At 54.0% G+C, this 15404-nt stretch carries 5 protein-coding genes; all 5 read left to right on the plus strand.

Annotated elements, in window-relative coordinates; all coding sequences use genetic code 11:
- The first annotated feature begins 185 nt into the window (after positions 1-185).
- The 5 genes from BVH06_RS00610 to BVH06_RS26130 all read left to right on the plus strand — a co-directional run bounded on the left by BVH06_RS00610 (position 186) and on the right by BVH06_RS26130 (position 15275).
- Positions 186-1613, plus strand: coding sequence for a TolC family outer membrane protein (locus BVH06_RS00610; protein ID WP_075932837.1), 1428 nt, complete (start codon positions 186-188; stop codon positions 1611-1613).
- A 182-nt stretch (positions 1614-1795) separates the two neighbouring features.
- On the plus strand, positions 1796-3946 hold the full coding sequence (locus tag BVH06_RS00615; RefSeq protein WP_075932838.1) for a type I secretion system permease/ATPase: 2151 nt from the start codon (positions 1796-1798) through the stop codon (positions 3944-3946).
- Between the two features lie 48 nt (positions 3947-3994).
- Positions 3995-5410 carry an HlyD family type I secretion periplasmic adaptor subunit gene (locus tag BVH06_RS00620; protein WP_075932839.1) on the plus strand — a complete coding sequence of 472 codons (1416 nt, stop codon included), beginning with the start codon at positions 3995-3997 and terminating at the stop codon, positions 5408-5410.
- Positions 5411-5560: 150 nt separating this feature from the next.
- Positions 5561-6325: a hypothetical protein gene (locus BVH06_RS25180; RefSeq protein WP_139315521.1), complete on the plus strand. Its 765-nt coding sequence runs from the start codon at positions 5561-5563 to the stop codon at positions 6323-6325.
- A gap of 22 nt (positions 6326-6347) precedes the next feature.
- Complete coding sequence (locus tag BVH06_RS26130; protein WP_139315522.1) at positions 6348-15275, plus strand: calcium-binding protein; 8928 nt, start codon at positions 6348-6350, stop codon at positions 15273-15275.
- The last annotated feature ends 129 nt before the right edge of the window (positions 15276-15404 follow it).

Below are 15404 nucleotides of genomic sequence, written 5' to 3' on the forward strand. Positions count from 1 at the left end.
TTTGTACTTCGTCTGTTGGTCGTCTCGCCGTTGATCCAAAAATCCAAGGTCATGGGCCACTCAATAAAAAACTCCACTTGGAATACGTAAGTTGATCACGACAGCGAGTTTTTGAGCTTGACGTGATTTTTGAATCTTTTAGGATTCGCGAGCCATCTCGCCGAGGCTTTTGACAAGGATTGTTAATGCGATATCTCTCTGGCTTCCTGGGCTTGTTTGCCGTATTGCTGGCACCTATAGCATCTTTTGCCCAGGCCTCCGATAGGCCGTCTCCCACACGGGCCAGCCTTCTTTCCGTCTATACCCAGGCGGCGTTACATGACGCTGAACTCTCGGCCGCACGCCATGAGTATCGGGCGCGCACCGAGGCTACCCCCCAAGCTCGTTCGGGGTTGCTGCCGAGCATCACCGCAGGAATGGTTAGCGAATCGACCCGGCTTGATAGAGATAGCCCTTCACTCATTCGCTCCCGAAGTGGCACGACGCTTCGCGCAAGCCTTACTCAACCGTTATTTCGCCTTGACCGCTGGTTCGAGCTCAAGGCTGCCCACGCTGAAGTTGCCCAGGCCGAGATGGAGCTTGCGTCCAAGGAGCAAGCTCTGATCTTGCGGGCGGCTGAAGCGTATTTCGAAACGCTGCGTCAACTTGATGCCCTTGCCGCATCGCGAGCCGAGGAATCGGCTCTGCTCGAGCAGCGGGCCCAGGCGCAAGGGCGCCTCGAAGGCGGTGTCGCCAGCATCACCGACGTGCTGGATGCGCAGGCTGCCTATGACCTTGCCCGGGCGAATTCCAAGGTGTTTCAGCGCAACGTCGACGAGGCCTTCGATGTGCTGTATCGGCTGACTACACGAGACTATATCGATATCGATGGTGTAGCCCACTCCATGCCGGTAAACCCGCCATTTCCCAACGATCCAGCGTCATGGGTCGATTCGGCTACCAAGCAGAACCTCAACCTGCTTGCGAGCGATCACGCGGTCACCTTCGCGGAGGAGAAAGTCAGGCAGAGCAAGGCAGGCTATGCACCGACGGTAGATGTGGTCGCGTCCTATCGAAAAGGCGACAACGACAGTTTCGGCTACAACAACCCATCTGATTTTGGTCGCAGCGATTATCGCGATGATGTCGCGCAGAGCAGCATTGGCATCGAGCTGAACGTTCCGCTCTACAGTGGTGGCATGACTCGTTCGCAGGTTCGCCAGTCTGTGGAACTCTTGGCCAAGAGCGAAGATGATCGCGAAAACGCGAGGCGTGAAGTGGTTTTGCTGACCAGAAGCTCTCATCGAGCGATCAACGTAGGAGTGGAGCAAATTGCAGCGCGGCTGCAGGCCATAAAGTCTGGCCGGATGTCGCTGGAAGCCAACGAAGTTGGCTTGAGGGTGGGAACTCGCAATATGGCCGATGTGCTGAACGCTCAGCGGCAGCTCTACGCGGCTGTCCGGGATTACAACAATTTTCGGTATGACTACATCATCGATAACTTCAAGCTCAAGCAAGCTGCCGGCATGCTGAGTGTTGGTGATCTGGAGGAGTTTTCTGGCTACCTGAAGGCGGATTACGATCCTGACCGCGACTTCCTGCCGACGGTAGGTCCTGACGAGAATCGCCGTTAACCCCAGCTACTTCAAACCATAATCGCTTCACCATGAGGGCGTCGTGGGGGCTTCTTCAGGTGTAAATATCGTCAGTAAATAGTGTGAACAATTCGCGATTATGGATCTTGCTCTAGAGCCGCGCACGAGTAAAATCCGCATGAGCTATGGCGCTTCGCCATCCCACATGCATGGATGCACAAATGCTGAACGATTCAGCTGCCCACGGACCAGCCGCAGAGCTGGATACAGGTCTTGCCTGCCTGGTTATGTTGGCGCGCTTTCATAACGTTGCCGCTTCTCCTGAACAACTCACTCACGAATACGCCGAAGACGGCCGACTGTTTGGTCGCCCTGAAATCCTACTGGCCGCGAAAAAGCTTGGACTGAAAGCCAAGTCCGCGCGTAGCTCGCTTTCGCGACTGACCCAGACGCCATTGCCTGCCATCGCCGTCGATAACGATGGACGCTTTTTCATCATCGCCCGGATGGATGAAGGCAAGGCGCTGATTCATGATCCCCGCGCGCAGCGCCCAGAAGTGCTCACCCAAGAAGACCTTGAGGCACGCTGGACGGGCGAACTGCTGCTGATCCGATCCGAAGCCTCGATGGCGGGGGAGCTTTCGCGCTTCGACTTCACCTGGTTCATCCCCGCGATCGTCAAATACCGCAAGCTGTTAGGGGAGGTGCTGCTCGTTTCCTTCGTCCTGCAGATCTTCGCCTTGCTGACGCCGCTGTTTTTCCAAGTCGTCATGGACAAGGTGCTGGTGCACCGCGGCCTGACCACTCTGGACGTGATTGCCATCGGCCTGCTCGGCATCATGATTTTTGAAACATTGCTGTCGGGCTTACGAAGCTATGTTTTCGCCCACACGGCCAGCCGAATCGATGTGGAGCTGGGGTCACGATTGTTTCGTCATCTGGTCACCTTGCCGCTGTCTTACTTCCAGGCGCGCCGGGTGGGTGACTCGGTCGCCCGAGTTCGGGAATTAGAAAACATCCGTAGCTTCCTGACCGGCAACGCGATAACGCTGGTGCTGGATGTGTTGTTCTCGGTGGTGTTTATCGCCGTGATGTTCATGTACAGCGGCTGGCTGACTCTGGTCGTCATTCTGTCACTGCCGCTGTATTTCATCGTGTCGCTGCTGATTACGCCTGTGTTGCGTGCGCGGTTGAACGAGAGCTTCACACGCGGGGCAGAAAATCAGGCGTTTCTGGTAGAAACCGTCAATGGTATCGACACCCTCAAATCCATGGCCGTCGAGCCCCAGGTCAATCGTAAGTGGGATAACCAGCTTGCCGGCTATGTGGCCGCAAGCTTCAAGACTCAGAACCTGTCGAACCTGGCCAACGAAAGCGTCGGTTTGATTGGCAAGCTGGTGACGGTAGCGACCCTATGGCTGGGCGCTCGACTGGTGATCGAAGGCCAATTGAGCGTAGGTCAACTGATCGCCTTCAACATGCTGGCTGGCCGGGTGTCGCAGCCGATCATGCGCCTCGCTCAGCTATGGACGAACTTCCAGCAAACCGGCGTCTCGGTACAGCGCCTTGGCGACATTCTCAACACGCGAACAGAAATGTCCCAAGCCTCGCGCAGTGCGCTGCCTCCCCTTAAAGGCGATATCGAATTCGACCAGGTGCAGTTTCGCTACCGGCCAGATGGATCTGAAGTGTTGCGCGGAGTCAGCTTAAGGATCCAGGCGGGCGAAGTGATCGGTGTCGTGGGCCGATCGGGCTCGGGCAAGAGTACGCTGACACGTCTCTTGCAGCGTTTGTACACCCCGGAACGGGGCCGTGTGCTGGTCGACGGTATGGATCTCGCTTTGGCAGACGTGTCGTCGCTGCGTAGGCAGATCGGCGTGGTGCTGCAGGACAATATGCTGTTCGCACGCAGCATCCGGGAAAACATCGCCCTGACCGATCCTGGTGCGCCTATCGAGGTTGTGATGCAGGCCGCCAAGATGGCGGGGGCCCATGACTTCATCCTCGAATTACCGGAGGGCTATGACACTGTCGTCGGTGAGCACGGAGCATCGCTGTCGGGTGGTCAAAGGCAACGGGTGGCCATCGCCCGGGCCCTGATCGGCAACCCGCGCATCCTGATTTTCGACGAGGCCACCAGTGCCCTCGACTACGAATCCGAGCGCGTCATTCAGCAGAACATGCAGGCCATCTGTAAGGGGCGGACGGTGATCATCATCGCTCATCGGCTTTCTGCTGTACGCGATGCAAACCGTATCGTTGTAATGGATCGTGGCCTGATCGTGGAGCAGGGCAGTCACTCGGAGTTGCTGACTCACCAGGCAGGGCATTACTCGCGCTTGCATCGGTTGCAGCAGGGGGATGTGGCATGAGCAGTTGTCTAGCGTCGTGCGTACTGCCGTTGGCAAAGGAGCAATGCCATGGGCGCTAAGCGTGAGTTACTGAATCGTTACCGCAGTGCCTGGCGACACTCATGGCGTAACCGCAAGGCGATGGATGTGCCGCCTCGGCTAAGTCACGAAGTTCAGTTTCTACCCGCTGCTCTGGCGTTGCAGGAAAAGCCAGTGCACCCGGCACCACGTTATATCCAGTGGACGATCATGGTCTTCGCGGCACTCGCCTTGGTCTGGGCCTGTGTCGGCGAGATTGATGTCGTGGCCACCGCGACTGGCAAGATCGTGCCGAGCGGCAAGACCAAGGTGATCCAGCCCAATGAGGTCGCCGTCGTAAAGGCCATCTATGTTCATGATGGCCAGCAGGTGAAGGCAGGTGAGCTGCTCGTTGAACTCGATAGCCAGATCACTGGAGCGGATGTTGAGCGACTCCACAGCGAGCTGCTCGCCGCTCAGGTCGATAGCGCTCGGGCTCGACTGCTTCTGCAGGCGATAAAGGATAAGACCGAGCCCGCATCGGTTTCCCGGTTTATCGCGAACGCCACTCCCGCGCAGCAAGAAAGTCTGCAGCGATGGGTACAAGGTCAGTATCTCGAGCTGCGTGCAGCCCTCGACCAAAGCGATGCTCAGATCGAGCAGCGAGAGGCTGAAGTACGTTCTCTCCGCGCCTCTATCACTGCGCTCAGCAAAACGCTTCCTATCTCCCGTGAGCTGGCAGCCGATTACCGTGGCCTGCTCGACAAGCAATTTGTCGCCAAACACGCCTACCTGGAGAAAGAGCAGATTCTGCTCGATCAAGAGCGTGAGCTGGCCCAGCAAAAAGCGCGAATCAGCGAGCTGGAAGCCGCGTTGAAGGCCGCGCAGCAGCAGCGCACAGGTGTCTTGGCCCAAACGCGCAGGGCGATGCTCGATCTGCAGAATGATGCGGACGTTCGTGCTGCAAGCCTCACTCAAGAACTGCGGAAGGCTGAGCAACGTAACCGACTCACGCAACTCACTGCTCCCGTTGATGGGACTGTCCAGCAACTGGCGATCCATACCCAAGGCGGTGTCGTGACTCAGGCCCAGCCTCTGATGGTGATTGTCCCGAGCGATCAGCCTGTGGAAGTTGAGGCGATGCTGGAGAACAAGGACGTCGGTTTCGTACGCCCTGGCCAGGCCGTAGAAGTGAAAGTCGAGACCTTTAACTTCACAAAGTACGGCGTGGTAGACGGAACTGTGGTGAGCATATCAAGTGATGCGATTGAGGATGAAAAGCTGGGTTTGGTTTACAGCGCACGGATACAGCTAAAGAAAAATACCATTCAGGTAGGAGATAGCAGTATTTCGCTATCGCCAGGTATGGCTGTGCGATCAGAAGTAAAGACGGATAAGCGGAAGATAATCGATTATTTTTTAAGCCCACTACGGCAGCACGCGGCGGAGAGCTTAGTTGAACGATAAAGCGATTCGCCTTATATGCATGGCTGGACCTTGTTGAATGGTGCTGTTAGTTGCTGTTTTTAATACTTGCTGAGCTTGAAGTTGGATGGTTAATGTTGAAAGGGCTTTTTGAGAAGCTGTTGGAAAAGTTAAATTTAGGAGCAATGCTTGATGATTAGTTTGTATGGTTTGGTTGCTCGATGTTTTTTTTATGTTTTTCTTGTGGTTCCCATTTTCTTTTCGCTGACTTTTGAGTTCAAGGCTTTTGCAAAGGAATCGTTGCCAAGGTCGGATTTTACTTCTGGGCGATATGATTTATCTATCTCTAAATCTATCACAGTTTGGCTAGGTCAGGGGGAGGAGGTAAAAGATCAAATTTGCCTTGATGTGAATAGTGGTGTCAAACAGCTTGTTTCGAGTAGTGAAGGCCAATTTCTGCACAATGTGTTGAGGCCGTGGGTTAATGGTTCTCTTCAGTCTCGAGAAGGCGAAGCCAATGGTGTGGTTTTTTACAAGTTTAATAAGGATAAGGTGTTAGTAGAGAAGCAAGGTGGGGTAAGCGTGCGCCAAGTTTCATATTATACGCTTGATCTTGATAATAGTGGTCATCCTCGAACTGTTGAGATCGTTGCAGGATCCTACGCTGAGGTTGATGAAGGTGATGGTGATATTTTCTGGATATATGGTGAGGCGTGGGCAGGGAGTGAAAAAAATGTAAGTTTCGACCAGGTCAGGGAGGCTATTGAATTGGGCTACAGAAATTTGGCTTTCGTTGGTGGGGTAAAAGATTTTTCTTACAAGTATTATTTGTATCCCTTTTTTTTTAGCGGAAAGAATTATATTTTGATTGAGTCGAGTTCGGTGGAAAGTTCTCCTCGGTACATTGTGGCTGAGCTTGTAGAAAATAAATTTTTGGTGCTTCGGTGTTCCTTCTGATAAGAAAATGGAGAGTTAGGATATGGCAGTTAATACAAGTCAGTCGTATGTGCTTTCTGGACACCCTGTAGATGCATTTAATAGGGACTACGGTAGTTATGAAAACTATTTGTTGGCGTTTATTAAATCAAGCGAGAATCAGCCGGTTTTTCTTAGGGAGCTGAATGGCACAGTACAAGGGGCTGATCTGGCGTCTCATTACGATGGTAGTGAAAGTATCGCTATAGGGTATGGTACTGACTTGCTGGTGCGCGGCACTGCTGAGATTAATAGTTATCTCGCCGCAGCAGGGCTTCAACCGCTATCTAATAATGATGCTTCGCTGTTGAGTGAGGCTAGATCGGTCAGAGCTTTTTATAAGGCTAATAATACTGATGCGCAGAAACATCAGAATCTAGATGGCGTCATAGCTGCAAATGCTTTGGGTGTCCCTGCTAATGCGACGCTGCTTGCCAAATATACAGCTGTCATGCGTAATTATGCCAATCGTTTGGAGCTACGTCTTGGAAATATTCAAGACGCAAATGAAATGCTGGCCCACCATTTGCAGATCGGAGTCGAAACTCGCGTCTCGTTGGCTTCTATGCCAGCATCAAAGGAGCGCGCAGCAATTCTAAGTGTTCTATACCAGATTCCTAATTCGCCAACATTGATAGGGCTTGCAAACGGAACTGTTCAACAATCCCAGGATAATACTAGAGCAAAGATATGGGCGGAAATCAGGTATTTCACTACATCATCAAGTGATTATCGAGCTAGGAGGGTCAGAGAATCTGATGCGTTCGGTCTTTTTGATAATGCTACTACGGGGGGCGCAAGTTCTGAGGAAGCCTTCTCTACTGTCGACTACTTGTTGCGCGGGATCCATATCAACTCGGCGGGACAACAAAATACGCTTTTTAATAAGGTTTCAGGTTTGCCTCCAGAGTTGTTGCGAGACCTGAAGTCATCCATTGCGCCTGCTCTTTCGAGTTTGTCATCGACTTATGCAGGTGGGGCGCATCTAGATGCTGCATATATTTTGCGTGAAGGCCAAATAGATATAGATGCTAGCGAGCTATTGTCGAGTGGTAATAATTTAATTCATGGTAATAGTGCTGGTAACTTAGTTCGAGGTGATGAGAAGTCAGATTTCATATATGGGTTTGGTGGTGCGGATACTATATATGGTGGTTCTGGTGATGATGTAATTCGCGGGGGTAATGATAGCGATATTCTCTACGGCGAGGGTGATAACGATCAAATTTATGGCGGTGCAGGGGCGGACACCATTGAAGGTGGAGATGGACATGACTTCCTCGATGGCGGAGCTGATGCTGATCATTTGTTTGGTGGGACGGGTTATGATGTCTACATTGTAGATAGCAAAGACACCATCAGCGATCTTGATGGCTTAGGGAATGTTGTTCTCAATGGTAAAGTTTTAACGGGAGGGACTCGCAAGGAGTCGGATCCAGAGAATACGTACCGTGGTGGTGGAAATACCTATGTACTTAGTGGTACTACGTTAGTAATTAATGGTGGCTTGACTATCAATAATTACGACAAAAATCAAAGCTCTCTTCACATTGTACTTACTGATGAGGAGGAAGAGGAGAGTCCGCCGCCTCCGCCTGATGGCGGTCCTAGCACGGGCGGTGCAGAAACGAAAACATCTCCTATCATAATCGATCTCGACGGTGATGGTGTAGAGACGCTACCCATTGGTGAAAAGTTCTTTGACCTTGATGCCGATGGCCTTAGCGAAAGTACGGGGTGGGTCAGTAGCGACGATGGTTTGCTTGTCCATGATCGAGACGGTAATGGACGGATTAGTAATGGTACAGAGTTGTTTGGTAACCACAGCTTACTCAGCAACGGTGAGACTGCCCAGAATGGTTTTCAAGCTCTCGCTGAGTACGATAATAACGGTGATGGGGTAGTCGACGCTCAAGATGCCTCATACGCATCGCTGCAAGTATGGCGAGATTTAAATGGCAATGGTATTAGCGAAGAAGGCGAGTTGCAGAGCCTGGCCGATGCGGGTGTAGTCTCCATCAGTACTGGCTATAAAAACTCAGGCCATGTCGATGCTCATGGCCATGAGCATCGACAAATAGCAACGGTGATGTTGAATAATGGCACGGCTTCTACGGCCGCCGATGTGTGGTTCAGGGTCGATAGCGGAAAGCGGATAAATAGTGGCGATATCGAGCTTACGCCGGATATCTATTTCCTTGCCAACTCTAAAGGGTTCGGCAAAGTACATGATCTTCATCAGGCCATGGCACTTGATCCTGAGTTGAAAGCGCTCTTGACTCAGTACACGTCAGCGACAGATGCCGCTAGCCGAGATGCCTTACTCGACAACCTTATTTACCGCTGGGCTGGTGCGGATGGTGTCGATCCTTACAGTCGCGACCCGAAGAAAATCTATGGCCATGTTATGGACGCGCGCCAGCTGGTCACGCTGGAAAACCTCGTTGGCCGACCTTACTTAGGCACTTGGTGTTGGGGAGAGCGTGATCCCAACCCACACGGTCAGGCTGCACCTTTGCTTGTGGCGGAATACCTGGAGTTCAAGAAATTCACGGCTGCACAAATTCTAGCGCAGACCGAATACCGTTCTGAACTAAGCATCATCCGTTCGGCCTTCGGTTCTGATGCCGCCAGTATCGTTGTGCAATGGGACAAGCTGCACGGCATTCTCGATACGCTGCAGGCAGAAGGCAAAGCTGATCGTATTGCCGGCATCATCACCGTTCTGACTGACCTCGGAACATACTCCCCAGCCTACCGCGCCCAACGCGATGCCGCGTTTCAGGCCATTGCCACGCTTGATCTAGACCTGGCTCCATTCTTTGATTTCTCTGCAAAGATCGGAACTGCTGGTGCAGATAACCTTTATGGCGTGACCGCTGGCACCATTTTCTATGGTCAGGGGGGCAACGACCGTCTGTATGGCTCTACTGGCGGCGACACCTACCACTTTACTCGTGGCCAAGGTGATGATGTGATCCTCGACCGTGGTGGGCTGGACCAGATTGTGTTTGGTGCAGGCATCAGGCAGGCCGACCTTGTCTTTACCCGCAATACCACGACTGTCTGGATCAACGTCAATAACGCTGATGGCACGCCTTCCGGCTCGGTACGCATCGATAACTTCTTCGACTTCAACGGTACGCTGGACTTCGGCGCTATTGAGCTGATCCATTTTGCTGATGGCTCGAGCCTTAGCCAGCAGCAGATCGTCACGCTGCTTACCCAAGCGGCGATTACGCAAGGCGACGATCTGATTTTTGGCGCGGCGCAAGGCGATGTCATCGATGCACTGGCAGGCAACGACCAGGTCCATGGCCTGGCTGGTAACGACCAACTCAGCGGTGGTGCAGGCAATGACATTTTGATGGGGGATGACGGTAACGACACCCTCAATGGTGGCATTGGTAACGACACGCTCATCGGTGGTAAGGGCAGCGATACGTACGTGTTTGACGCAGGCCATGGTATCGATGTTATCGAGAATGCTGGCGAGGCCAGTGGCAAGGTTGATCGTGTGGTGTTTGGTCAGGGGATTGATTCGACGGCGGTCACTGTTAAGCGCAGTGGCACCGATCTGATCGTTTTCACCTCGGCTACCGATAGCATCCGGCTTACCGGCTATTTTGTTAGCGAGGCTACCAATGGTACTGCGGTGGAGCGCTTCGAGTTCCACGACGGTACGGTCTGGACCATCGCAGACATCAAAGCCAAGGCGCTACAAGCCACGGCCGGGAATGACGTCGTGCACGGCTACGAAGCCGGCGAGACCCTTTCCGGGCTGGCTGGTAACGACCAACTGTTTGGCAACGGTGGCAATGACACCCTGCTCGGCGGTGACGGTAATGATACGTTGCGCGGCGGTACTGGCGACGATCAGCTCTATGGCGAAGAGGGTTATGACACGCTTTTCGGTGAAGACGGCAACGATTTGCTCAGCGGTGGTGATGGTGACGACTACCTGGATGGCGGTACCGGTGACGACACGCTGATTGGTGGTGCCGGTAATGACCGTCTGATCGGTGGTGCTGGGCGTGACACCCTGCGCGGCGGTGACGGCAGCGATTATCTATACGGTGACGCGGGTGATGACTTCCTGGCAGGCGGTAAGGGCGATGACCTGCTGAACGGTGGCAACGGCACCAACAGTTACCTTTTTGCCAGAGGCGATGGCAAGGACGAAATTGTCGATGCCTATGAAGGCGTGGTGACCATCTACGTATCCGGGCTGCCTCTTGAAGAACTGGTATTCCGACGCAATGGCACCAGTTTGGAAGTCACTTTCCTCAGCAGCCCGGATGATCGTATAAGCCTGCGCTCGTTCTTCCGTGACGAGATTCCCTTTAGCGGCATCATGCTTCAATACGGTGATGGGGTTCAGTCGTTTATTGATGCAGCGCAATTGCATGACCTGACCCTAGCTGGCACTGCGTACGCTGACCTTATCTATGGCTATTCGGGTGACGATGCCATTGATGGCCTGGATGGCGATGACACCATCTACGCAGGCGCTGGTAATGACATTATCACCGGCGGCCTTGGTAGTGATGTGCTGTACGGAGGGGTTGGCGACGACACCCTCGATGGCGGCAGCGGTGATGATCTTCTCGCCGGCGGTGATGGCAACGATCACTATTTGCTTGCCACGGGCTGGGGGTCGGATGAGCTATCCGACACCTCCGGCGTGGACAGCGTGATGTTTTCCGACGTCGCACCAGGCGACCTCTTACTACGCCGCGATGGTTACGACTTGGTTGTCCGTAACTCTGTGACTGGCGATCAGTTACGCATCGCTGGGCAGTTCTCCGACCGCGCTGGTCAGGTCCCCGGCAGTGCCATCGAGTCGTTTGTGTTCGCCGATAGCAGCACCTGGGACTACGCGACCATCAAGCAAAAAGCCCTTGAGGGAACTGCGCAAAACGACACCATATACGGTCACGCTGACAGCGATATCTTCGACGCTGGTGCTGGCAATGACTTGGTGTTCGCTGGCAATGGTAACGACACGGTCAGCGGTGGAGATGGCGACGACACCCTGAACGGCGAGCTGGGCGACGATGTTTTGCATGGCAACGCAGGTAACGACACGCTCAACGGCGGTGATGGCGACGACCGCCTGGAGGGCGGCAGTGGCAATGATGAACTCCGGGGCGGAGGGGGCAATGACACCTATGTGTTCTCAGCTGGCTGGGGCCGAGATGTGATCATCGATAGTGACGGTTCCGATACCGTTTACTTCGATGTTTCGCCTGCAGACCTATTGCTACGTCGCGACCTCTCAGACTTGCGTGTCGTAAATACAGCTACTGGTGATGAGCTGCTCATTCGCGGCCATGTCGATTACTGGTCCGGCATGGTAGGGAGTACTCAGATCGAGCAGTTCGTTTTCTCTGACGGTACCGTGTGGGACTATGAACAGATCAAGTTGCAGGCATTGCGTAGCACCGATGGCGACGATGTTATCTACGGGTTCTCCGGTAACGACATCATCAATGGCGGCTTGGGTAATGACTCCCTTATTGGTGTAGGTGGCTCCGATGTCATTCACGGCAACGAAGGTGACGATACCCTGCAAGGAGCGGAAGGTAATGACCAGCTTTTTGGTGATGCTGGTGACGATCTTATCAACGCCTCTTCTGGCAACGATCTGGTCTACGGTGGTGACGGTAATGACACCCTGAATGGTGACGAGGGAGATGACCAGCTCTTCGGCGAAGCCGGTGACGATATCCTAACCGGTAATGGTGTCCTGGACGGCGGTACTGGTAACGACACGATCCAGGGCTCTGGGCATCTCATCGGTGGCGAAGGCAACGATAGCCTGACAGGCTCTGGTTTGCTCGAAGGCGGCAATGGCGATGACGAACTCCAAGGGCAAGGCTTCGATACCCTGTTGGGCGGCGCCGGCGCAGATACCCTGGTTGCATACAGCAACCCTTGGGACCAAGGCAGCAACACCCTGGAAGGCGGCGCCGGCAATGACACGCTTTACGGCTCCTTCGGCGATGATACCTACCTGTTCAATCTGGGTGACGGTAAAGACCTGCTGATCGAGCGACGCGCCAACGAGGCGTACAGCAATATTGCACCGAGTTTCGACACGCTGAGCTTTGGCCAGGGCATTCGCGCCACAGACCTGAGTTTTTACCGTCGTGGCCTGGATCTGATCATCGAGCATGCCAACGGTACTGACTCGATCACGGTGCAGAACTGGTTCCAAGAACCTACCGATCACTTCAAGCTGGAGCAATTCGTTTTCGCCGACGGCAGTAAGTTGAGCCAGGTGGATGTGGAGAGTCGAGTGGTCTGGCAGGGGACTTCCGAAGTCGACCGCTTCATCGGCTATCGCGACCTGAATGACCATATGAACTTAGGCGAGGGCGATGACCAGGCATGGGGTCGCGCTGGTGATGATGTTATTCATGGCCAGGGGGGCAACGACTATCTAGATGGCGAAGTAGGTAACGACACCCTCTACGGGGGGCTGGGCAACGACCAGTTGATGGGTGGCAGCGGTAATGACCTGCTGGTGGGGGGCGCCGGCGATGACAAGTATGTTTACTTCCCAAATGGCGGCGTAGACACCATCGACAATACCGGTGGCGGCAATGATGGAGTGTTCTTCAGCGGGGGTATTGACGAAGCGCGCCTGACCTTCAAGCGTGATGGCAATGATCTACTGATTCTGGTGGATAAGGATGCCTCGCAATCAGTGCGAGTATTAGGTCATTTCCTTGGCGGTGATAAGGCCATCAGCTATGTACAGCCTGATGGGGGCTTCATGATCAGTGCCACCCGCATAGGTCAGATCATTGCTGCTGGTAGCGTCCCAGGAGCATTTGAAACCCTTGTAGAAGGAACTACTGCTGGGGAGCAGCTCGTTGGAGGACAGGGTAAAGACATGGTGCGTGGCCTGGCCGGAAACGACACATTGTTTGGCATGGGGGGCGATGACCAGCTTGAGGGGGGCGATGGCAATGATTACCTCTCCGGCGGTAATGGCTCGCAGGCAGGTTCAGGTAACGACACCTTGATCGGCGGCAATGGCAACGATGTGCTCGATGGTGAGGATGGCAACGACCGACTTGCCGGCGGCGCTGGTGATGACCAGTACTACTACCGCGCTGGTGGCGGTGTGGATGTGATCGACAACAGTGGTGGCGGCTTTGACGGCGCGTTTTTCATCGGTATCGCGCGTACTCGGCTGAGCTTCCATCGCGAGGGTAACGATCTGCTAATTCTGGTGGATGGAGATCTCAAGCAGCAGGTCAAAGTAACCGACCACTTCTTGGGAGGGGACTACGCCATTGATTACGTTCAGCCTGATGGTGGCAGTTATATCACCACTGCTCAGATAGCCAGTTTGCTGACCGCATTGCCTGGCACTGGCAGCCCAGGGACTGGTGAAAACCCGGGCGGTGGTGGTCAGCCCGGGGGGGGCACCAACCCAGGTGGCGAGCAACCTCCGGTCGCAGGGTTGGGTGGCAACGACGTCATCACTGGTACTGCTTCGAATGACGTCCTCATTGGCGGTGCTGGTAATGACACGTTGAACGGCGCCGCGGGTAATGATCTGTTGCTGGGAGGTATTGGAGACGATACCTATGTGTACACGGCCGGCCAGGATGTAATCGAGGAGTCTGGTGGCAACGATACGCTGCGTTTCGCTAACGGTATTACCTTCAACCAAGTCTCTTCTGGTCTGAGCAAATCTGGCAATGATCTGATCCTCAAGGTGAATGGCAGCGCTGCAAACCAGGTCACCCTCAAAGACTTTTTCCTCGGTGGTGACAATCTGGTTGAGACCTTCACCTTCGAAACCGGGGGGCAGATCACTTCCGCGCAGATCTTCAACGCGTTTGGTCTGGCTGTGCCGACGGCTCCTGCTTCGGCATTCGACACCACTGTTCAGGGGACGTCTGGTAATGATGCTGCGCTCAACGGCACCGCGCAGCGTGACCTGTTAAAAGGCTTCAATGGCAATGACCAACTTTTCGGCGGTGCTGGCAATGACCGCCTCGAAGGTGGCAATGGCAACGATACGCTCAACGGTGGGGCCGGTAATGACACGCTTATCGGTGGTCGTGGTGATGACACCTATGTATTTGCAGCAGGTGGTGGTCAGGACGTCATCGATAACGTCGGCGGTGGATTCGATACGCTGCGTTTCGATGGCATTACCTCAAGTCAAGTCTCCAGCGGGTTGATGAAGAGTGGTAATGACTTGGTGCTCAAAGTCAGCGGAGGCAGTGATCAGGTCACAATCAAGAACTGGTTCCTGGGCGGTGATTACGTCGTCGATGTAATCAGCTTCGCCTCCGGTGGCCAGTTGACCGCGGCTCAAGTGTTTAGCGCTTTCAAGCTTACTAACCCGGATACCAAAGGTTCGCCTAACTATCAGGGACTGCCTGACGAGCGAAGCTTCGGGACCATTCTGGTTGGCCAAGCAGGGGATCAGAATATCCTAGGATCATCTGATGCAGACCTGATCGACGGCGGAGCGGGCAATGACAAGCTACGCGGAGGTAAGGGTAATGACTACCTACTCGGCGGTGACGGTAGCGATACCTATTACTTCGCTGCTGGTGACGGGCAGGATGTGATCAACAACCTGTCCAATACGCCGGCGGATAATGATGTGCTAAGTATCGAAGGTATTAGCCGGGAGAACCTCTGGCTGTCTCGCCAAGGTAATAACTTGGTTATTGACGTACGCGGTTCAGCGGACAGTGTCACTGTTCAGGATTGGTATACCAATACGGCTCAACGTCTGGATGTCATCCAGGCTGGAAGCTCTTCGTTGTACGCCAATCAGGTCGATAACCTCGTCAACGCCATGGCTGCTTTCGGCGCACCTGCTGGAGGTGAGATCAATCTGACGCAAGCGCAGAGAGATCAGCTCAATGTTGCTATAGCTGCTAACTGGCAGTAAAACCCAAAAGGGCCGTAGCTCCTGCTTTGGCAGGGGCTGCGGCCTTCGCTTTGGGATTCTACTGGTTCGCTGTTCAAAAACTTAAACGGCGTCTTGTGGTGGCTTGGCGAGTTGCTCGCCAAGCCATTC

It is taken from the genome of Pseudomonas sp. PA27(2017), assembly GCF_001945445.1.
Taxonomy (GTDB): domain Bacteria; phylum Pseudomonadota; class Gammaproteobacteria; order Pseudomonadales; family Pseudomonadaceae; genus Aquipseudomonas.